Origin of the sequence: Salinimicrobium tongyeongense, assembly GCF_026109735.1 — a bacterium.
Classification (GTDB): domain Bacteria; phylum Bacteroidota; class Bacteroidia; order Flavobacteriales; family Flavobacteriaceae; genus Salinimicrobium; species Salinimicrobium tongyeongense.
On sequence record NZ_CP069620.1, the window covers coordinates 59,822 to 82,249 of the forward strand.

Below are 22,428 nucleotides of genomic sequence, written 5' to 3' on the forward strand. Positions count from 1 at the left end.
AAAACATGACATTAAAAAAACAATTTATTACATTGCTCGCGTTCAGCGCACTAAGTTGCCTTTCTCCAAAAAAGGAAACCTTTAAAGATCATGCTCCGGGGATCAGGGTTGTTGGTGCGATGAGAAATGTAATGCACAAAGGCGATATGACCGATAAGGTTGCGCTGGATACGATTTCCAGCCGAAAAGGCCTTTACGGGCTTGGCCCTCTTAGCCATCTTAAGGGGGAACTGCTTATCAACAACGGGAAAAGCTATATTTCAAAAGTTTCTGAAAATTGGGGTATGGAAGTGACGCAAAGCTACAAGGCGGCGTCGCCCTTCTTTGTGTATGCAAAGGTCGAGGAATGGGAAGAAATAATATTGCCCCACACTATTACAACAATTAAGGATGTGGAAAAATTCATTGAGGAAAAAACATCCAAAACTACTGCAGCTTTTGCCTTTAAACTGGAAGGAGAAGTAGCCTATGCAAGAATCCATGTGCTAAACCTGCCCGAAGGAACAAAGGTTTCGTCCCCGTCCGAAGCCCACCAGGGGCAAATTGATTATGAAATAAAGGATGAGGAAGCCGAAATTGTGGGCTTTTATTCTACTTCCCACCAGGGGGTTTTTACGCATCACGATTCTAATGTACACATGCACCTAATTACTGCCAATGAGCGAAAAATGGGCCATTTGGATGACCTCAGGATCAAGAAGATGAAGTTGTATCTTCCTGCTGAAAGTTAGCCTGAACACCTGTAAATTTTCTGAAAAAGTTTCAGGAATACCTGTCAAAAGGGCCATTTCTGGCTCCTGTTTTTAGTTTCCGTTAGTAGTAAAACAACCCTCGGTGGCCCAGGAAGAAGCGGGCTTTGAATTGGGGTACCATTCTGTGGCGGCCGGCTCTTCATGAGGATTTAAAAAGCCAGATTGCCCTCCTCCTTTTGCACTGGCGGCAGCCTCATTCTGATTCGTGTCAACACAAAAAAGGGAACAAAAAAGGGCAGTAATTACAGCAACAATAAACTTTTCCATCAGTCTGGAATTTGGAATTAACATTTGTTTGCCGTAGGGAAGCGAGCCAAATGTAACAATTAACTTTTTATTAGGAAAACGGATTTCCGTATAAGGTGTCAAAAATGAGCTTTTTAGGAATTATTTTTTAAAGAACAACTGTAGTATCTCATCAGAACACAACTTTCCCGCGTCTTCAGGATATACTTCAGCTATCTGTTAGAAGTTAATCTCCTTCAGTATTGCTGAATTTTTTACTGAATAAAAATCGGTTCTGATACTTCGGAAATTCATCCGGTTACAGGCATTTTCTGGCAGCGGAACTTTTTCCGAAGAAAAATTTTTCAAGAGGGCTTTTTCAATCTGAAGTATTTATCGTAATATTACAATGAATATAAAAAGCGTTTTTCCAAACTATATAAATATGAACAGAGATCAGGAATTAAAGAATTCGGTGAGAGAGCGGTACGCAAAAATTGCCGAACAGGGAAAAGCAGAGAACGCTGCTTCCTGCTGCGGTGCCACAACACCATCGAACAAGGTCTACAATATTATGATGGACGATTACACCGGAACCGGCGGGTATGTTGAAGAGGCCGACCTGGGCCTTGGCTGCGGACTCCCCACCCAATATGCGGGTATTAAAAAAGGCGATACCGTGATAGACCTTGGGTCGGGTGCCGGAAACGACTGCTTTGTAGCCCGTCACGAGACCGGGCCAGAAGGTAAAGTGATTGGGATTGATTTTACTCCTGCAATGATCGCTAAAGCCCGCACCAATGCCGATAAACTTGGTTTTAACAATGTGGAGTTCAGAGAAGGAGATATTGACAACATGCCTGTGAACGAAAACAGCGCCGATGTGATTGTAAGCAACTGCGTTCTCAACCTGGTGCCCGATAAACCTAAGGTAATTAAAGAGATCTACAGAGTTTTAAAGCCCGGAGGTCACTTCAGCATTTCGGATATTGTACTGGTAGGTGAACTTCCCGGTGCACTTCGCGAAGATGCCGAAATGTATGCCGGCTGTGTGGCCGGGGCCATTCAAAAAGAAGATTACCTGCAGCACATAAAGGATGCAGGTTTCAAAAATGTCATTCTTCAGAAAGAAAAAACCATCACTATCCCAGATGACATTCTTGGGAAATACCTTTCAGCACAAGAAATAGGAGAATTTAATAAAGGAGCAACGGGCATCTTTAGTATTACGGTTTATGCAGAAAAACCGGGTGCTGTAAAAGATAAACCGAAATTAAAAATGGCAGACCTGCAATCGCAGGGAGCATGTTGTACTCCCGATTCTGGTTGTTGCTGATAATGAAAATCTGCGCAGAATGCTCATATTTTGCGCAGATTTTGATCTTTTTTAAGATTGATCGGCCACACTTTTCACCCTTTCGGCAGTATCAGATTTTGACAGCGTGAGCCGCACAATACTGTCTTCCTCGGCCTTGAGATCGTGAGGTATATCGCCTTCCAGGGAAAGAAGGTCTCCTTTACGTATGCGGTGCAATTCGCCGTTCACTCCAAAATTTATGGCACCCTCAAAAAGTTCCACCACAATGGGATAAGGAGTTTTATGTTCTTTCATGACCTGGCCTTTTTTCATAGCTATTCTTATTTCCCTGCTGCTATCGGTATCCAGCAGTACCTTTACCGCAGGTTTTTGATCATTGTATTCGAGATCTTTAAGTAAAGAAGCAGTTTTCATAGTTTATTTTTTCAGTTTAATTCTGAAAGTACAAAAACTTCAGGAGAAGCCGGAATTTAAACAGCATGCTAACATTTATTTCTGATTTCAATACTTCAGCAGAAGGTATTTTCCTGTGAATTTATTCAGCTTCAGTATCTCTGAAATTCAAAAGAACAAATCAATTTTTTTCAGAAACAGCAATAAAAAAACCGCTTAAAAATGACATTTTAAGCGGTTCTTCCGAAGAAATTTTTTCTACTACAGTTTTCTAAGGCCTCTGGTTTCAGATTTATCTGCTTCCATGATGCTGATGGCGTATCCACCACCCGCAGCCGAACGCTGAGATAACTTAGACTTGTTGTTCACCACAACCTTCTTAATTTCGTATGCCTGCGGATTATCTTTGTAATGCGCATTTTTAGCATCTGAATAAATCGTGGCGATATAGGTTTTGCCGGCATCGAGGAAATCAAATTTGATTTTTGAAGTGCGTGGAGTCTCACCGTTCACATTCCCCACAAACCAGTCATTGGTCCCTTTTTCTTTCCTGGCAATGGTGATATAATCTCCCGGCTCTGCCTCAAGATAAAGGCTTTTTTGCCAATCCATCCCCACATCTTTTATAAACTGAAATGCATCGGGGAAACGCTCGTAATTTTCGGGAAGATCTGCGGCCATTTGCAGTGGGGAGTACATGGTAACGTACAAGGCCAACTGATTGGCGATAGTGCTGTTCACCCAGGAATCATTCTCAGGGTTTACCTTACTAATGTCCATTTCGAATATGCCGGGAGTATAATCCATAGGGCCACCTATCAACCTGGTGAATGGCAAAACGGTTACGTGGTTTGGCTTGGAACCGCCAAAAGCCTGGTACTCGGTACCGCGGGCAGATTCGTTTGCAATAAGGTTTGGCCAGGTTCGGGCAATTCCCGTAGGCCTCACCGCCTCGTGTGCATTCACCATGATCTCATAATCGGCTGCTTTTTCAATGGCATATTGATAATGATCTACCAGCCACTGGCTGTAATGGTTCTCCCCTCTTGGTAAAATATCGCCTACATACCCGCTTTTTACAGCATTGTAGCCGTGGTCTTTCATGAACTGGTATGCAGAATCGAGGTGACGCTCATAATTTCTTACAGAAGAAGAAGTCTCGTGGTGCATGATCATTTCAACACCTTTACTTTTGGCATAATCGCGTATTTCTTCCAGATCGAAATCGGGATAAGGCGTCATGAAATCAAAAACGTAATCTTTTGAATTTCCAAACCAGTCTTCCCAGCCAATGTTCCAGCCCTCTACGAGCACTCCGTCAAAGCCGTGCTTCGCGGCAAAATCAATATACCGTTTTACATTCCTGGTAGTAGCCCCGTGGGTATCGTTGGGAGTGGCATTTTCAAAATCGGTCTCCCCAAGCTTTACAGCAGGAAAATCGTTGGTGTAGTGCCAGGAACTTTTCCCGGTGATCATTTCCCACCACACACCTACATATTTCACTGGCCTGATCCAGGAAGTATCGTCAATAGCCACAGGATCATTAAGATTGTAGGTCATTCTTGAAGCCAGGATATCACGGGCATCATCACTTACAATAATTGTTCTCCAGGGCGTTTTCCCCGGCGCGATCATATAGGCTTTATTTCCGGTTACATCGGGGGTAAGCCATGATTCAAAGGTCATGTTCTCATCATCAAGATCGAGGTGCATGGCCGGGTAATCAAGCAAAGCAGCTTCGTGCAGGTTGATATAGAGTCCGTCATCAGTTCGCAGTAAAAGCGAGGTTTGCACGCCGGTATCCGAAAATGAGGTTTGGGAAAGGTTGTCTGTAATCGAATTGGCCATGAGGCCCCTAATCTCGCTCAATTTTGACTCGGTGTAATCGTATTCCTGGGTATCGTAATCTCCCGGAATCCAAAAAGCGGTGTGATCTCCTGTCATGGCAAACTGGGTTTTTTCATCTTCCACGATGAAATGCCCAAGGTTTTCCTGCTGCGGAAATTCATACCTGAACCCGAGACCATCATTAAATACCCTGAACCTGATAATCATTTCACGACTAGTAGGTTTTTGGTTAAGTACTACGGCAAGCTCGTTATAGGTATTTTGAATTTCACTTTCTTCCCCCCAAACCGGCTCCCAGCTCTCGTCAAAAGTTGATTCTTCACGTTCAATCACTTCAAAATCATTGAGGAGCGAGTTCTCGTCATCTTTAATTTTAAAACCGAGTTTACTCGATTTAACAACAGGTTTGCCTTTATAGGAAAGGCTATATGTGGGAGTACCGTCTTTAAGCAACTCAAATTGCATTTGCACCTCCCCATTGGGGGAAGCTATTTTTTGAGCTACTGCCAGTGCGGTACAACTTAACCAGAGGCAGGAAAGCATTAGTAACTGCTTCATCTTCAATTTTCTCATTTTATAATATTAATCGTTGATTTGAGAGACAAATATAAAGCTTCTTATATAGAAGAAATGCCTGCTTCCTCAACTTAACACATTAAAAAAACAGGCTGTTTAAAAAGCTCTGGGATGCTGAAATTTAAGGTTGGCAGCATACAAAAAGTCCTTTTAAACAGCCTGTAGTACTAATTGCTATTGCTACAATTAATTACCTGTGTTTGGGGTTTGGTTTTCGTAAAACTAAACAGCTTCGGACTAAAATTGAGCATTACCCAGGCCCAATTCTGAACTCTTCCACTGTCACCTCCTTTTAAGACTTCCAGCGAATCACCTCCAAACATTTGGGAGTACCCAAAACTGATACCAAAATCTTTTCTGAATTTATACCCGGCTGAAAGGTCTATTTCGGTGCCAAGGTAGCTATCCTGTTCGTTTCCGGCGGCATCAACAACTTTTGCTGCGGAAGAGAAAACATGTGGCATTAGGGAGAATTCAAATTTTGGTGTGATATAGGAAAACTTTCCGTAGAGATCAAGCAAACCTACCGTATTCTGGTGGTTCCCCACGTAGAAATAATCCATATGGCCGTTAAAGGCATGATTGGTTCCAAAAAGTGGCGTAAAAGATTTAATTTCTCCCGAAGTATCATCCATATCGGTACCTGAAAGGTATTCGCCACCCAAACCTGCTCGCCAGTTTTCTGAGACTTTATAGTGTACATCAAGGCCCGCATACCAGGCAGAAACATCACGATTGGTTCGGCTGCCGGCCTGGCCGTACGCGCCCACATTACCGTAAAATTTCCCGGAGACAAAGTTGTGAAAAGCCCCAAAAGTCTGGATGTAATCTGTTTCACGGTCGGCTTGTGGCGTATCAAATTCGTAGCCGGCATTCATCAGCAAAAAGCTAAAACCAACATTATTAACGTCCATATGGTACCAGGCCATTTGCAGGTTTTGATAAGAATTTACGCGGTAAGGAGCATCAATAAGGCTCTCTGCCTCGGCATTGTAAGCCGCAGCTATATCGAGCCTGTGTTTATGGGCGGGCTTCCAGGAAAGCAAAACCGCATCATGGCTTTGCCCCTGCTGTGCCCAGTCTACCTGCCCAAGGATTCTCTGATTGTCGTAAGATAGGACCTGCCGGCCTGCCCGGAACAGGAAATTTTCACTCACCTGGTACTGCCCGTAGGCTTCAAAAACTGAAAATGCGTTCCTGTCTTCAAGGCGCATGCTGGGAGAATCTCCCCATACGCCCACGCTCTGGCCAGAAAATTTTACCGTAAGTGCCTCATCCCGATATCCCAAAGTGATGCGGCTACGCTGGGAAACCTGCGCGGCAGCATCGGTGTTTTCTGGTAAGAGGGTTTTATATCCGTTGCGGTATTCAAAGCGGGGCCTCACCTGTAAATCGGCATCAAAAGTTTGTGCTGAAGAAGAAAGATAGATGAAAAGTGCTGTAAAAAGCAGAAGGCTGCGTTTCATGGGATTTTAATTTTATTCCACAAAACAAGACAAAGTTATCCTAATTTATTATGACTTCGCTCATACTCCAGCTGCCCCTAAATATTTTAGTGCTCAAAAAAGCTAAAAATGCCATCAATTCTTCGGAAGTTTTCTCAAAACTTATGGATTTCAATTCCTTCTGAAGCTTAAACCACATTTGACCAGGTGGTGACCCGAATTTATTCCGCAGAAAATATCACCTTTCAAAAATGCCATTTTTGACAGGGTACCCGAAACTGATGTATCACACTAATTTTTAGAAATATATGATTTAAAATTGTGACATCAGCAATCAGAAAAATAGTTAGACGCCTAAGGTGTCAAAAATGTGAAAAAACCCTGTTGATTTTTAACTTTGATCTCTTGCTGGCGGTAGTTTTCTACAATTTCATCGTCAACATGAACATCCTTGCCTTTCCACTTGAGGCGCATCGTTTTCACCTTCTGTAAATCGGCAAAATCTTCAAGTTTCTTCCCGGAATTCCTTCCGTTTAAATGATCTTGGATATAAAGTTTGAATTCTTCCCTCTTTTCATTGCGAACGGTTACCAGTTCAAAATGACCGTCGCCAGTCTCTGCATTGGGCGCAAGCTCGATATTGGGGCCAATATACCTGATGTTCATAAGTTCAACAAGAAGGAATTTTCCTGTTATTTCGTGGTCATCTGCAATAATGATGGCTTCCCGGGCTTCGTAAGTTTCAATAAGCTTCAGCAATTCTTTTAAGGACCTGGTAATTTCATCCTGTTTCTCATCATCGCCAAGGGCTTTCATGGTTCGTACCAGCTTTGGAAAAATGCCACATCCGATTCCCTCTATGAAAAAATGTGCTTCTTCAAGACCTTCAACCATCCCAATATCAAAACCTGTTTTGGAGGTTTGCGCCTCGATCGCTTCTTCGGAAGCCTTTAAATTAAAGGTAGTGGCAATATTATTGGCGGTCCCGTAAGGCAGCACCTGCACCGGCACCTGCTGCAGCTCACTGTCTTTGGCCTCGATCATGAGCTGGGTAAACTTCTGCACCGTACCATCTCCCCCGGCCACAAAAATGACTTCTGCTTTCTTTTTTAAAAACTGCTTCAGAAGCAGATCATCTGTCGAGAAATATGACACTTCATAACCCGCCTCTTCTATCTTGTTTATGAGATCATCCTTTTCGTGGTTTCCATCCCCGGCGGTGGGATTATGAACGAGAATAGCTTTTTTCATCTTGTATCTTTCAGTAAATATAAGATGCCGACAGGAGAGAAAAAGGCATGTTAACACAGACTTATAATTCTGGCGTTTTATGTTATGCCAAAGTTTTGTAATTTCAGAAATAAGATAAAAAAAAGGAAAGCATTATGAAAATACTGGTAACCAATGACGACGGAATTTACAGTCCCGGCCTTATGTGCCTGGCAAAATGCGCTTCAAAATACGGCGAGGTCATAGTAATGGCGCCCGATGTGGAACAATCATCAATGGGACAGGCCATCACATCGGCCCGGCCCATTACCTACAAAAAATCACCCATACATTTTGAAGGCATGGAGGCTTACCGGGTAAGTGGAACTCCCGCCGATTGTGTGGCTTTGGGAACGCATTTATTTGACGATATAGACATAGTGCTTTCAGGGATTAACATAGGCTCAAATTTGGGGAATTCGGCCTGGCATTCAGGGACACTTTCGGCTGCGCGGCAGGCTGTTTTATTCGGAATTCGCGGAATTGCGCTGAGCGTGTCGGTGGGTGAAGGCGAACCCGATTTTGACAAGCTGGAACCTTTTGTTGTAGCTTCCCTGAAGGAAGTGATGCACGAATCTTCAATGGAACTGCTCAACATCAACTTTCCAAGAAACCCCGAAGGCGAGATTGTTTGGACCTGCCAGTCTATAAGGCATTACGACGGAAAAGTTGTTAGGCAGGAAGACCCTATGGGCCGCGAACACTACTGGTTCACCGTTTTTCCAATTGAAGAAGTGGAAGAAGGTACCGACCGCTGGGCCATTAAAAATGGCAAAACCAGCATCACTCCCATGATCCTCGATCTTACCGATAAAAAGGTACACCAGGCAAAGAACGGCAAGTGATACCACCTTCTTCGGAACTGTCTCAAAACTTCCTTTCAAAAATACCATTTTTGAAAGGAAGTTCTACCGGTAAAGAATAAGGTCTCTATTGAAAATGTATTTTCTAATCAATTATTGTTTTTCATTCCACTCTCTTAATTAAACTTCCACCAGTCAAAATAAAATAAATTTTTCTCTCCTCTGAAGACAAAATACAGGTCATGAACTCCTTGAATGTTTTTAATTACCGGTGCTGTAAATGTACTCCAAATCCCCTCTTCCCTTGTGGTATTTATCTCGACTGTTGCAATCACGGACCCGTCAATTTTATCAGCCCGTATTTCAATCCTGCCTCCATAAATTGGTGAAACACTAACTTCTACCGATTGAGCACCATCAGCAAAATTAACGCCCTGCACTTTTATATAATCACCATGATTGATTGCAGTAACAAATAAACGGTCGGCGATTCTCTTTCCCCTGGCCCAATCGAAATCGCCTTCCCACTCTGTTTCAAATCGGGTTTTTACCCCTTCGCTCCAGGCCATGGTTTCTGCCTCAACACGATTAAAGGGATTCAGGGTACCTACTTGTTCTGGTCCTTCTACTGAAAAGTACTGCCGGTTTTTAATGGTTCCATCAGAATTGTAAACCATTTCATCCATATCCACCGAACGTCGTTCATAGAATTTTGGGGTTATTTTTTTCAACAGGTCGTAACTATGGCCGAAAACATACGATTTCCCTTTATATTGAATAATTCCGGGGTGATTGCCACGGCTTTTTTCGGATGCATCGACAATCATTCCTTTGTATTCCCAGGGTCCTGTAGGGGAGTCACTCATTGCATATCCAATTCCTTCGGGGCAGCAAGTGGAGGCATAAGCCATATAGTAATGATCATTGCGCTTCCACACCCAAGGTCCCTCCTGGTAATTAGCTGGGGTTGTGGGTTCCTGTATAATATCCCCAGAATAAGAAATCATGTCCTCATTCAGCTTTACGTAATAAACTTTAGGATTTCCCCAGTACATATATGCCTGACCATCATCATCAATTAATATGCTAGGGTCAATATCGTGATTACTGTTTTTAACCAGTGGTTTTCCGAGGGGATCTTTGAAAGGCCCATAAGGACTATCGGCCACCAAAACCCCAATCCCAACTCCACCAGGCATTGGACAATACAGATAAAATTTGCCATTGCGTTCTATGCATTGCACTGCCCATGCACCATTGTCATAAGGTACCCACTCGAAATTATCTAATGATGCCACTACACCATGCTCGGTCCAGTTTACCATATCGGTGGAAGAATAAAGCAACCAATCTTGCATTTTAAAACCCATTGCATCATCTTCATCATGGCTGGTATAAAGAAATACCGTATCGTTATGCACCAACGGAGCAGGGTCAGCAGTAAATTTCGTTTGTATGATAGGACGCTGCTGGACTGTATTTTGTGCACCAGCATAATAATTGACTGCCAACGCCATCAAAAATATGATTGTTCCATAAAAATTCTTGTTCATCATATTATTTAGAATTAAACTTTATCTATTTCCTGAATCTGAGCTTTTTTAAGTATTGAACCTTAGAATAAATTCTCATTGTTAGAGGCCAAAAGAATGATACCACCACTATTTATTTTAACTAACATCAACGTTGCAGCCAACAGCCGGATTAACTAAAGTGGCAAATGGGAAGGTTCTGCCTGTCTCAAGTAACGCTTCTTTCTTGTACATTAAAAGTAAGAATTTACCTATTAAAAAAGCACTTTTACTGGCAGCAATGTAAAGCAGTAATCAAACTCTGCATGGTCTTTCACTATTTATGTTGAAGTTTTGACGAGCCGGGATTTAAAATTACTCCGGAGATAAAGGCCTCAGCTGAGATTTAGAAGATTGATGCTACTTTTCTAAAGATTTCAACTGGAAAAAACTCTCCTTCAGAAAAAATCATTCAGAAATGACATTTTAAAGACTTCATAAAAAAATAGCAGCCACCCATTACAGGCAGCTGCTACAAAAAAATTGGAAGGTAAAAAGTTATTTCCCTATGATGTGTTTTCTGTAGTAATCAAGAATACCGTCTATTGGCCGCTGTACAAAATTACCCGGCTCAAGCATGTAGGGCTGCAAAGAATCCTTGATAATATCCTGGGAAAAATAAGCGATAGATCCTACAAAATGTATTGGCACATTTTGAGCTTCCTTGAAACATAGAACCCTGTGTTCAATAAAGTTCTGCATTCCTTCGGCTATGAGCTGGTAGAAATAACCATTTCTTTCATTTTTGAAGATGAATTCAGCAAAATGGGCGAGATACGTATTGGGATTGTCCTTTTTGTAAATGTTCTCTTTTATGGTATCTGAAGACAAATCATACTCTTTTTCAAACACCTCGGCAATTTTCTTGGGCATTTTCTTGTAGTAGTAATCTCTGATAAGTCTTTTTCCAAAGTAATTTCCGCTGGCTTCATCCATTAAGATAAATCCGAGGGAATCTACGGCTGTTTTTACAGATTTACCGTCATAGTAACAGCTGTTGGAACCTGTTCCCAGAATACAAACAATTCCGGGTTTATCGGTTACTGCATAAACTGCCGCGACCATGTCTTCCTGCACTTTTACCTCGGTGGCACCCGAGAAGAATGTGCTAAGGATAGACTGCAACAGGGCTGTGGGTTTAGGGGTACCGCATCCTGCCCCGTAAAAGTGTACTCTTTCTACTTTATCTTTAACCTGCTTTAGATCAAGGTTTTCCTCCAGCCTTGCATGAAGTACTTCGGTTTTGAACACTGCGGGGTTTAGGCCTTTAGTGCGTGTTTTCATGATTTGCTCCCCTTTCGAATCGAGTAAGATCCAGTCACATTTAGTGGAGCCTCCGTCTGCTATTAATATCATAATAGGAAAGTGTCAAAAAGCCCTGACAGTACCGTCAGGGCTTTTTTATTATTACTTAAGTGAAGCTATGTGAGCAGACAGGTCTACTAGTTTAGCTGAATATCCATACTCGTTGTCATACCATGCAACCAGCTTAAAGAAGTTGTCATTTAAGGCAATTCCGGCACCGGCATCAAAGTTACATACGTGAGCATTAGATACGTAGTCCTGAGAAACTACCTGTTCTTCGGTATAAGAAAGGATTCCTTTGTAAGGCCCTTCGGAAGCTTTTTTGAATGCTGCTTTAATATCTTCGTAAGAAGCTGCTTTTTCTGTTCTCACGGTAAGGTCTACCACAGAAACATCGGCTGTAGGAACCCTGAAGGCCATCCCTGTAAGTTTACCATCAAGTTTCGGAATTACCTTACCAACTGCTTTGGCTGCACCTGTAGAAGAGGGGATAATGTTAATCAAGGCACTTCTACCACCTCTCCAGTCCTTTTTGGAAGGACCATCTACTGTCATTTGAGTAGCTGTAGTAGCGTGAATAGTAGTCATAAGACCTTCTACAAGGCCAAACTCATCGTCTACGATCTTGGCGAGTGGCGCAAGACAGTTGGTAGTACATGATGCGTTGGAAACAACCTTGTCATCTGCAGTGATCTCTTCGTGGTTAACACCCATTACAAACATAGGCGCGTCTTTGGAAGGAGCAGAAATAACCACTTTTTTGGCACCTGCAGTAAGGTGTTTTGCAGCTGTGTCTTTAGTGGTGAAAATACCGGTACAATCCATAACGATCTCGGCTCCAACCTGGTCCCATTTTAGATCTTCAGGATTTTTTTCAGCAGTAATACGAACGGTTTTTCCGTTCACTACCAGGTTTCCTCCTTCGATTTCTACAGTACCGTCAAATTTTCCGTGAACTGAATCATATTTTAAAAGATACGCTAAATGGTCTACATCAAGCAGGTCGTTAATTGCCACAACTTCCACGTCTTCTCTTGCGCTGGCAATTCTAAAGGCGATTCTTCCAATTCGACCAAATCCGTTTATTCCTATTTTAGTACTCATAATATTTGAATTAAATTAAAATTATACGGTAGTTATGTTTAACACCCGTCTCAATTCTTTATCTAATGGCCTGCGGCCTTTAATGGCGACTTCAAAGTCTACCGAGGTTACGATTTTATTGGTGATTCCAACCATTACTCCACTTTCTCCCCTTAAAATGGCTTCTACGGCACCTACGCCCAGTTTACTGGCGAGTACCCTGTCATAGCAACTGGGTGCCCCCCCTCTTTGGATGTGCCCCAAAACCGAAACCCGGATGTCGTAACCCGTAAGGTTTTCACCAATGAATTCGGCAAGTTCAAAAATGTTCTTTCCGCTTTTTTCACCTTCGGCTACTACGATGATACTTGAAGTTTTGCCACTTTTTCGGCTTTTCATGAGAGATTCCATCATGCGGTCTATCCCCATGTCTTCTTCAGGAATAAGGATCTCTTCGGCTCCGGCTCCAATTCCACTGTTCAAGGCGATATCACCGGCGTCACGGCCCATTACCTCAACAAGAAAAAGACGGTCATGTGAACTGGCCGTGTCGCGTATCTTGTCAATAGCGTCAACCACGGTGTTCAAAGCCGTATCATAGCCAATTGTATAATCTGTACCGTTAATGTCGTTGTCAATAGTTCCGGGAATTCCCACTATGGGGATATTGTGTTCTTCCTGCAGGTGGATGGCACCGGTGAAGGTTCCGTCTCCCCCAATGACCACAAGAGCATCAATTCCGGCTTCCTGAAGCCTTTTAAAAGCCTTTGCACGACCTTCTTTGGTTCGGAACTCCTGCGAACGGGCCGATTTGAGAAAGGTCCCGCCTTTATTGATGATGTTTCTTACAGAGCGGGCAGTGAGCAATTCAAACTCACCTTCTATAAGGCCCTGGTAGCCCCTGTAAATTCCTATACACTCGATATTGTAGTAAGCACAACTTCGGGTCACAGCTCTAATCGCCGCATTCATTCCGGGAGCATCACCTCCCGAAGTTAAAACCCCGATCTTTTTAATATTCTCTAACATCCATGTAAAGCTATTTCAATTATATAAGATAACCTAATCTATTAAACTTCTCAAACGTTTTCGGTTAATAAAAAAGAAAAAAGCCCCTTTTTTGAGGCTTTTTTATATTTTTTTAGGCTATTTATTAATTATCTGCTAATATTACATATTCCCAAGCGGTCATATGATATTGGTCATTTTTCTGCTTCTTAAACTCTTTTTTTCCAAGATAAGGTTGCAGCTCACTTTTCAGCTCAAGGGTAAAATCGACTGGTTTATCTGAAAGGTTGGCCACATAAACCACCTTTTTCCCTGCTTTGTTCCTTTCAAAAGCCAAAACCTGCTCATCTGCCGATGTTTTAAGCCTCACATAATCTGCCGCCTCTTTGCCACCGCTTAGGGCAGCATTTGAGTTCTTGAGCTCTCCCAGTTTTTCGAGCAGTGGCCACATAGTTCCCTTGGTTTTGGAGATAGTGTCTTTTTCAAAGAACCTTAACCTCTTATCCATATCGTATTCCTGCCCGCTGTAAATTAAGGGCATGCCGGGAATAGTGTACGTAAGTGCCACCATAGCTTCGGAAGCATCCCCCATTCTTTCGCGCACCGTACCGTTCCAGGAATTCTCGTCGTGGTTAGTCACAAAATTCATGAGATAATCATCCTGCTGATAAGTAGTGTCGATTTTTTTCATGTACTCGTCCCAGGCTGCCACAGTTGCTTCCCCCTGGGCAATCTGGTTCATCAAATGATGGCCCTCCCAGTTGTATCCCATATCAAATGCATTGTGGAACAGGTCTTTGTCTTCAGACTCTGCCAACATAAATACCGGTTTGGTCTCCTGGAGTTTAGGCACTGCCTGCTCCCAGAATTCGGTGGGTACTTCTCCGGCAACATCGGCTCTAAACCCGTCAATATTGTGCTCGTCTATCCAGTACTTCATTTCGGCGGTCATGGCCTCCCAAAGCTCTTTATTGTCGTAATTAAGATCGGCAACATCTGTCCATCCCCAAGATTCCCCGGTAGCGGGGTTTAAAGGATCTACAGGCTCCCCTTTGTCATTTTGAGTGTAGAAATCGGGGTTTTCCTCAAGCCAGGCATGGTCCCAGCCGGTGTGGTTTGCCACCCAGTCAAGAATCACGTACATACCGTTCTCATGCGCTGTTTGCACGAGCTCATCAAGGTCTTCTTTAGTACCAAATTCAGGGTTTACTTCGGTATAATCGGCGATAGCGTAGTAGCTTCCCAGGTATTTCTTTTTTTCTTCGGGGTCTTCAATATCTTCTATGCTCAAATCGTTTGTAGCTTTTCTTCGCACTTCAGAAATAGGATAAATTGGCATTAGCCATATCACTTTAACACCCAGATCTTTTAACTGCGGGATATCTTTAGTAAAAGCATCAAAACTTCCCTCTGGGGAATACTGCCTGATGTTGGCTTCATAAATCACTGCACTCTCCATGGCTTCGTTGTCTACCGGTGCAATGCTTTGCTCCTGCTTAACTTCGGTCGCTGCCTGCTCCGGTTCATTCTTACAGGAAACCAGGCTTATCATTCCCAGCAATAAAATTGATATTTTTTTCATGTGAAATAGGTTTAATTAATAATGGTAAGGTTTGTAATCTTCTGTTTAAGAGCCACAGGAATTATTAGCCTGCAGTCCTTATTATTGTATTCAAATGGAATCCTCTTCCCGTCAAGCAGTACCTCTTTGGGGCCCGATTGCAGGTTGTGAACTATAATTTCCGTCTCGTTAAATTCTGAAGTTTTCCCGGCTTTACCAGGTTTTTTTAGAACACTCAGGTGCAGCTTACCGCCTTCTGTGCGCCCCTTTAAGTAAAGCAGCTCGTAGTCTCCGGAAGCCAGGGCCTCAGGCGATTCTCCATCATCATGATAAAGGATGTCTTCAGTTTCACCGGCTTCCCTGTCAAAAAAGTAATGCAGCTCTATATCTTCTGCGGAAAAATGCTGCGTAGTTTGCATAGGTTTCGCCATGGGAATAAAGGCCCCGCCTCTCACAAAGGTTGGAATATGCTCTTCTTTCAGCTGAATTGTAGCTGTGCTGCCACCAGGATATTTCTTCCCCGAATAAAAGTCGAACCAGTTAGATCCCTTCGGAAAATACACTTGCTGTTCCTTAATATTCTCCCGAAGTACAGGTGAAATCAAGAAGTTCTTTCCCCACAAATAAGTGCCGGCATCCGAATATAGCCTGAAATTATCGGGCTCTTCAAAAAACAGCGGTCGCATAAGCGGCAGGCCTTCCGCAGAGTTTCTGAAAGCAAGCGTGTAATTATAAGGCAGCAACTGATATCTTAACTCAATAGCCTTTTTTGACAGTTCTTTGGTGCGTTCTTCTCTAAAAACAGGTTCTGAAGGCACTTCTTCCTGGGCGTGTGGCCGGTACACCGGCTGAAAAACCCCGTACTGCAGCCACCTCACATATAATTCATCATTCAGGTTATCGCCGGCAAATCCGCCGAGATCGGAGTGCATGTACGCCAGCCCCTGCAATCCCATTTGCAGCGAGATCTCGGGCTGTGGTTTTAAGCCGCCCCAGCTCCTGTTCACATCGCCAGACCAGGGCATTAGCCCAAAGCGTTGTGAACCTGCAGCCCCGGCGCGCATTAAAATGAACGGCCGCTGGTCTAAAAAGGCATTTTCATAACCTTCATGTATTAATTTGGCCCAGTAATGCCCGTAAATATTGTGCACTTCATTGGCGGTGCCGGCAGCGTGTATAAGGGCTTCAGGATGAACTTCAGGTTCTCCCAGGTCGCCCCACCAGCCGCCAACGCCCATTTGGGTGAGCTCTTCATAAATTTTCCAGAACCACTTTTGTGCCCCGGGCTCAAAAATGTCAATTAAACCGGTGTTTCCGAAGTAAAAGTCATAAGTAAAGGGATTTCCGAGGGAATCTTTTGCCAAAATATCATTTTGCACGGCTTCTTCCCAGCGCTTTGAAGTGGTGAGAATAAAAGGTTCGGTCACCAGCACGGTTTTCACCCCATCCTGTGCCAAATTGTGCATCATTTCTTCAGGATTGGGAAAAGAATCGGTGGCAAATTCGAGGTTTCCCATAGTCCCGGTAATTTCGTGCCCAAACCAGAAGAGGTCAATGATCACGGCATCTACCGGAATTTCTTCCTCCCTGAATTTCTCAATTGTCTCCTCCACTTCCCTGCGGGAATGATAGCCAAAACGGCTGGAAAAGTTCCCAAGTGCCCAGCGTGGCGGTAAGGGCTGCCTCCCGGTCAATAAAGTGTAATTTCCAACAATATTTTCCCAGGTTTTTCCCACCACCAGCTGGTAGGTCTTTCTCCCGCCAATGGTCTCATAGCTTAGAGTATTGCTGAAATTACTGTCGAGATTGAGAAAGCCAATGGGCGCATTGTCAAAGTGCAAAAGGTACTTTTCTGAAGACAGCACCACGGGCAACGTGAAGTTGAGCAGCTCACTTTTGGTCTCGTAACCGTAATGCGCCCTGTTGTACAGCTCCAGCCGGTTGCCGCGCCGGTTCATCCCCAGGGCACGGGCGCCACCGCCCATCAAAACTTCGGTTTCGGTGAGGTTAAAATCTAACTTTTCAAGCTCCTCCCCTTTTGTATAACCGGTTTTTTCTGAAATCACCTTTTCCCCTTCAAAAAAATAGGTGACCTGAAATGGCATTTTTGACACCACTATATCCAAACCTTCAGAATCAATAATAACGGATTCCTTTTCTTCGGAAACAGTAAAATTAACCGCCTGTGGCTCGAGCACCACGGCATGTGATTTCGCTGTATATTCTTCTTCTGAAGGAATAAAAGCAGTTTCAACGATCTCGGGCGTGAAATACCTGAAGATATATTTGCCGTCACTTGTTGCAACCTCAACGCCCGACTCGGTTTTCGCCACTTCCCCGAAAATTCTTTCCGGGTTTTGGGCGAATAAAGGGAAAGACATCAAAAGAAGGGCATTCAAAAATGCCATTTTAGAGAGGTCTTTCAGCAGGGAGTTTAACATGATTAATCCAGTTCGATTACAAGTGAAGATTTCCCTGAAACTTCAAGGTTTTGATCAAGAGAAACCTGCGCCCCCGAAATAATTTCCTTTCCTGAAACTGCGCCAGCCAAACCTTCAGCAAAACGGCTAAGATCAAGGCTTTGAGCTTCAGGATTGTTGTTGATCACCACCATCACCCTGTCATTTTCATTATACCTGAAGTACACATAGACATTCTCAAGCGGTGCGTACTGTAACAGCCTGCCGGTGTGCAGCACCTCGTTGTTCTTACGGTAATTCAGCAGTTTTTTGGTAAAAGCGTGATATTCATTCTGCTGCTGAGTTCTTCCGGCTTCAGTAAAGGCGTTTTGCTCATCTCCTGCCCAGCCGCCGGGGAAGTCCCTGCGAATATCGGCGTCTCCTTTTGCAGGCTTGTCGCCACGCATGCCAATCTCATCTCCATAGTACAACTGCGGAATTCCGCGGGTGGTCAAAATAAGCGTCATGGCAAGTTTGTACTTGTTTACATCGCCATCAAATTCTTCATTGATCCTGTTGGTATCGTGGTTGCCCGCAAACACCAAAAGATTGTAGATATCGCTGTAAAGGAAGTCGTTCGCAAAATTATCATAGGCCCTTACCATTCCATCTGCCCAGCTTTGGTCATCTTCGTTGAACATCACCATTATGGCATCGTGAAGGGTGAAATCCATTACCGCCGGCAGGTGCGAATTAAAACTCTGGATTGCCCCCACCGGAGAATCTTTTTGCCAGTAGGAAATCTGCGCCTGGTCGTGCATCCAAACCTCTCCTACAATATTGAAGTTCGGATATTCATCCATAACGGCTTTGGTCCATTTGGCAATACCTTCTTTTTCGTTGTAAGAATAGGTATCTACCCTAAACCCGTCCAGGCCCGAATATTCTATCCACCAAATGGCATTTTGGATAAGGTAGTTCAACACCAACGGGTTGCTCTGATTAAGATCGGGCATGGTAGACGTGAACCAGCCGTTCTCATTTAATTGGGTATCTACTTTTGAGCTGTGGGGATCGAATTGGGTGGTCATTCGGTAATTCGAATTTTTATATCCCGGAAACTGGTGCACCCAGTCGTAAGTCGGCAAATCCTTGATCATCCAGTGCTCTGCGCCCCAGTGGTTGGTCACATAATCCATGATCAACTTCATATCGCGCTTTTCCATCTCGGTAGCCAGGCGACGGTAATCTTCATTAGTTCCGTAACGCGGGTCTACTTTGTAAACGTCGCTTTGCGCATAGGTGTGATAAGAGTAAGCAGGGTCATCATCTTCAAGCAAAGGCGTGCTCCAAATGGCGGTAACCCCAAGATCTTCCAAATAATCGAGATTCTGGATAATACCTTCTATATCGCCACCATGCCTGCCGCCGGGATTGCTCCTGTCCCCTTTTTCCTGGAGTTGCGGATGCGAATCATTCGCCGGATTGGCATTGGCAAACCTGTCGGGCATGATAAGGTAAATAGCGTCTGACGCATCAAAACCTTCCCTGAGAGCCGATCCCGGTTCGCGCTGCTTCAGCTCGAAGGGATAAGACATGCTTTTTTTGCCCTTTTTGGATAACCTGATGTTGTAAGTAGCAGGCTTAAGACCTTCAGTCTGCACGGTCACAAAAAGGTAGTTTGGGTTCTCGGTCTTTCTCACATTGCTCACGATCATTTCTGAAGGAGTAGAAACTGAATATTCAGCAATATTTTTACCGTAGAACATCAACTGAATTTCTGACCGGTTCATACCGCTCCACCAGAAAGGCGGTTCTACCTTCTCTATCTGGGCATGTACAGATACGCCAAACAGGAATAAAAAAAGGAAAATATAATTTTTCATTATTAACATTTTAGACAGTGACAGGCACACTGGGTTCTACTTTTACCGGTTTACCTTTTACCAGGATCTCGAGAGCTTTATCACCTTCGAGGGTAAAACTGGTTTTGCCCGGTGCCACGTTGATTTTTAAGATTTGATTTCTGAAGTTGAGCTTGAAAGAGAAACTCTCCCAGCCTTCAGGGATCTGCGGATTAAAAGACAGAGTTCCGTTGAGCACGCGCATTCCGCCGAAACCTTCAACAATACTCATCCAGGTACCGGCCATACTGGTAATATGGCAGCCTTCTTTCACCTCGTTGTTATAATCATCTAGATCAAGCCTTGAAGTTCTAAGGTAGAACTCGTAAGCCTGCTCCATTCTGCCTAAAGCCGCAGCCTGAATGCTGTGCACGCAGGGCGATAGGGAAGATTCGTGAACGGTGAGCGGCTCGTAGAAATCGAAATGCTTTTCAAGTTCTTCTTTTGAAAACTGGTCTTCAAAAAAGTAGAAGCCCTGCAGCACATCGGCCTGTTTGATATAACAGGAACGCAAAATCCTGTCCCAGCTCCACTTCTGGTTAATAGGCCGCTGGGATTTGGCTAATTCAGATACCGGAATGATCTCCTTATCAAGAAAATTATCCTGTTGCAGGAATACTTTATACTCTTCGGAATAAGGGAAATACATTTTTTCGGAAACCTCTTTCCAGTCTGAAAGCTCTTCAGCCGAAAGGGCGGTCTTAGCCATTAGCCTTTCATAATCTGAAGCGTATTCATTTTTGACCTTTTCAAGGCTTTCCATACAATAATCTATACACCATTTTGCAATATAATTGGTGTACCAGTTATTGTTGACGTTGTTCTCATATTCATTAGGGCCGGTTACCCCAAGGATCACATATTTATCCTTTTTGGTGCTGTAGTTTGCCCGCTGCTGCCAGAACCTTGCAATGGCAATCATCACTTCGAGCCCTTTTTCGGGGATGTAACCAAAGTCACCGGTATAATCTACATACCTTTTAATGGCTACCACCATAGCCCCATTCCTGTGGATCTCTTCAAAAGTGATCTCCCACTCGTTATGACTTTCTTCCCCGTTCATGGTCACCATTGGATACAAGGCCGCTCCGTTGGAAAAACCAAGTTTTTTGGCATTTTCGATGGCTTTGTTGAGATGGTTATACCTATAGGTAAGCAGGTTTCTGGCCACCGACTGGTTTTTGGTAGCCATGTAAAACGGAATACAATAAGCTTCGGTATCCCAATAAGTACTGCCGCCGTATTTTTCACCGGTAAAACCTTTGGGACCAATATTGAGACGGGCATCTTCCCCCAGATAAGTCTGGTTAAGCTGGAAGATATTGAACCTGATACCCTGCTGGGCCTTAACATCACCCTGAATAGCGATATCGGCAGTTTCCCAGATCGAAGCCCAGGCTTCTTTTTGTTCGTCAAGCAATTTTTCAAAGCCGGCATCAACCGCAGCATTGAGAACTGAAGTGGCAGCCTGTACAAGCTCATCCCGCTTATGGTTCATATCGGTCACATAACCGGCAAACTTGTGAAGTGCTACTTTTTCACCTTTTCTGGCTTCCGTAGAATATCTGAAAATCACTTTTTCATCAAAGGTCACCTCGGTAGGCTCAACATCTAACTTACTGCCGTTGTTATACAAGCCCGATTGCATAAATGCGGTAGCGTGAAATTCTGTTTTTAGCGTCTTGGCAGTAATGAAGCCCTTGTCTTTATTGGTTTTCACCTCAAGCGTTTTCCAGAATTTCTCTTCCCAGTTGGCATCTTCATTGGTGATGCCACTGTCAAGGTAAGGTTCAAAAACTACAGTGGCGTCGCTGTTCTTAACTTCCACCTCATAATTGATGACCCCCAGTTCATTTCTTTTAAGGGAAAGAAAGCGAATCACTTTAACCTCAACTTCAAGCTCGTTTGGCATAACAGCGGTAAAACTGCGCTCATACCAGCCTTCTTTCATATTTAATTCCCTTCGGAAATCCCTCACTTCCTTACAGGCAGCGAGATCTAAAGCTTCCCCGTTGATAAAGACATTGATCCCTATCCAGTTAGGAGCATTCAGAACTTTGGCGAAATATTCGGGATACCCGTTCTTCCACCAGCCCACTTTGGTTTTATCGGGGTAGTACACCCCGGCTATGTAGCTTCCCTGAAAAGTGCTCCCGGAGTAATATTCTTCAAAGTTTGCCCTTTGTCCCATCGCCCCGTTTCCAAGGCTAAAAAGACTTTCTGAAGACTCTACTCTCTCTGCATCAAATCCTTCTTCCAGAATTGACCAGTTGTTCGGTTTTATATAATCCTGATTCATTTCTTTACTTTCTAAGTATTTTTTCTATAAAATCAATATCTATTTGTGTGAAATCGGCGAAATTATAATCCGCTTCTTTCAGAATATCTTTATCTCCTATCCCTATGCTAAGCATTCCGGCTATATTGGCTGCCTCAACTCCTGCAACGGAATCTTCAAAAACAATACAGTCTTTGGGTGGCAGGCCAAGTTCTTCTGCAGCAATGAGAAATACCTCGGGATCTGGTTTGGCTTTGGTCACATCATTTCCGTCTACAATGGCTGTAAACCGCTCTTCAATTCCCAGACCTTTTAAGATGGGACGGGCATTTTTACTTGCCGAACCCAGGGCAAAGGGAATGTTGTTTTCAGTTAAATAGTCAAGCACCTTTTTCACGCCGGGAAGCAGGTCGGCCTCATCCATATGGGCGATCCTTGAGAGATAATCTTCATTTTTGGAGGTCATGAGGCGCTCAAATTCGGTCTCACTCACTGTTTTATTTCCCCAGCTTAATATTTGCTGAAGGGAATGTACCCTGCTCACTCCTTTTAATTGCTCATTTTGCTCGAGCGTAATGTCGAAGCCCAGATCATTGGCCATTTTTCTCCACGCCAGATAATGAAATTTGGCAGTATCTACGATTACCCCGTCCAGGTCGAATATTATTCCTTTTGAATTCTTCATGATTT

At 43.6% G+C, this 22,428-nt stretch carries 17 protein-coding genes; 3 read left to right on the top strand and 14 right to left on the bottom strand.

Annotation, left to right across the window (positions count from 1 at the left end; translation table 11 throughout):
• The first annotated feature begins 5 nt into the window (after positions 1–5).
• Entirely contained in the window at positions 6–731 is a 726-nt protein-coding gene (locus tag JRG66_RS00325) for an acetolactate decarboxylase (RefSeq protein ID WP_265163745.1), read from the top strand.
• A 72-nt stretch (positions 732–803) separates the two neighbouring features.
• On the opposite strand, the gene JRG66_RS00330 is transcribed toward JRG66_RS00325, so the two are convergent.
• Positions 804–1,019, bottom strand: coding sequence for a hypothetical protein (locus JRG66_RS00330; protein WP_265163746.1), 216 nt, complete (start codon positions 1,017–1,019; stop codon positions 804–806).
• Positions 1,020–1,422: 403 nt separating this feature from the next.
• On the opposite strand from JRG66_RS00330, the gene JRG66_RS00335 reads away from it, so the two are divergent.
• Positions 1,423–2,313 carry an arsenite methyltransferase gene (locus JRG66_RS00335; RefSeq protein WP_265163747.1) on the top strand — a complete coding sequence of 297 codons (891 nt, stop codon included), beginning with the start codon at positions 1,423–1,425 and terminating at the stop codon, positions 2,311–2,313.
• Positions 2,314–2,364: 51 nt separating this feature from the next.
• Here JRG66_RS00335 and JRG66_RS00340 read toward each other — a convergent pair whose 3' ends face one another.
• The 4 genes from JRG66_RS00340 to JRG66_RS00355 all read right to left on the bottom strand — a co-directional run bounded on the left by JRG66_RS00340 (position 2,365) and on the right by JRG66_RS00355 (position 7,808).
• The gene (locus JRG66_RS00340; RefSeq protein ID WP_265163748.1) at positions 2,365–2,709 is read right to left on the bottom strand and encodes a cupin domain-containing protein; all 345 of its coding nucleotides are present in this window, start codon (positions 2,707–2,709) and stop codon (positions 2,365–2,367) included.
• A gap of 240 nt (positions 2,710–2,949) precedes the next feature.
• A complete protein-coding gene (locus JRG66_RS00345; RefSeq protein ID WP_265165473.1) occupies positions 2,950–5,094 on the bottom strand; it encodes a glycoside hydrolase family 97 protein in 2,145 nt (714 codons plus the stop codon).
• A 185-nt stretch (positions 5,095–5,279) separates the two neighbouring features.
• Complete coding sequence (locus tag JRG66_RS00350) at positions 5,280–6,578, bottom strand: alginate export family protein (RefSeq protein WP_265163749.1); 1,299 nt, start codon at positions 6,576–6,578, stop codon at positions 5,280–5,282.
• 333 nt (positions 6,579–6,911) lie between these two features.
• A complete protein-coding gene (locus tag JRG66_RS00355) occupies positions 6,912–7,808 on the bottom strand; it encodes a diacylglycerol/lipid kinase family protein (protein WP_265163750.1) in 897 nt (298 codons plus the stop codon).
• 134 nt (positions 7,809–7,942) lie between these two features.
• Here JRG66_RS00355 and surE point away from each other — a divergent pair, with 134 nt between their 5' ends.
• Complete coding sequence (surE, locus tag JRG66_RS00360) at positions 7,943–8,671, top strand: 5'/3'-nucleotidase SurE (RefSeq protein WP_265163751.1); 729 nt, start codon at positions 7,943–7,945, stop codon at positions 8,669–8,671.
• Positions 8,672–8,805: 134 nt separating this feature from the next.
• On the opposite strand, the gene JRG66_RS00365 is transcribed toward surE, so the two are convergent.
• From JRG66_RS00365 to pgmB, 9 genes are all read right to left on the bottom strand, one after another.
• Positions 8,806–10,185: a glycoside hydrolase family 43 protein gene (locus JRG66_RS00365; RefSeq protein WP_265163752.1), complete on the bottom strand. Its 1,380-nt coding sequence runs from the start codon at positions 10,183–10,185 to the stop codon at positions 8,806–8,808.
• Positions 10,186–10,698: 513 nt separating this feature from the next.
• A complete protein-coding gene (locus tag JRG66_RS00370) occupies positions 10,699–11,556 on the bottom strand; it encodes an N-acetylglucosamine kinase (protein ID WP_265163753.1) in 858 nt (285 codons plus the stop codon).
• Positions 11,557–11,607: 51 nt separating this feature from the next.
• Positions 11,608–12,609, bottom strand: coding sequence for a type I glyceraldehyde-3-phosphate dehydrogenase (gene gap / locus JRG66_RS00375; protein WP_265163754.1), 1,002 nt, complete (start codon positions 12,607–12,609; stop codon positions 11,608–11,610).
• Between the two features lie 21 nt (positions 12,610–12,630).
• Positions 12,631–13,617 (bottom strand): 6-phosphofructokinase, encoded by a 987-nt coding sequence (pfkA, locus tag JRG66_RS00380; protein WP_265163755.1) that lies wholly within the window; start codon positions 13,615–13,617, stop codon positions 12,631–12,633.
• 124 nt (positions 13,618–13,741) lie between these two features.
• Positions 13,742–15,178: an alpha-amylase family glycosyl hydrolase gene (locus JRG66_RS00385; RefSeq protein ID WP_265163756.1), complete on the bottom strand. Its 1,437-nt coding sequence runs from the start codon at positions 15,176–15,178 to the stop codon at positions 13,742–13,744.
• An 11-nt stretch (positions 15,179–15,189) separates the two neighbouring features.
• Complete coding sequence (locus tag JRG66_RS00390) at positions 15,190–17,598, bottom strand: glycoside hydrolase family 31 protein (protein WP_265163757.1); 2,409 nt, start codon at positions 17,596–17,598, stop codon at positions 15,190–15,192.
• Between the two features lie 2 nt (positions 17,599–17,600).
• A complete protein-coding gene (locus JRG66_RS00395; RefSeq protein WP_265163758.1) occupies positions 17,601–19,442 on the bottom strand; it encodes a glycoside hydrolase family 13 protein in 1,842 nt (613 codons plus the stop codon).
• Between the two features lie 10 nt (positions 19,443–19,452).
• Complete coding sequence (gene mdxK / locus JRG66_RS00400) at positions 19,453–21,759, bottom strand: maltose phosphorylase MdxK (protein ID WP_265163759.1); 2,307 nt, start codon at positions 21,757–21,759, stop codon at positions 19,453–19,455.
• A gap of 4 nt (positions 21,760–21,763) precedes the next feature.
• A complete protein-coding gene (gene pgmB / locus JRG66_RS00405) occupies positions 21,764–22,423 on the bottom strand; it encodes a beta-phosphoglucomutase (protein ID WP_265163760.1) in 660 nt (219 codons plus the stop codon).
• Between the last annotated feature and the right edge of the window lie 5 nt (positions 22,424–22,428).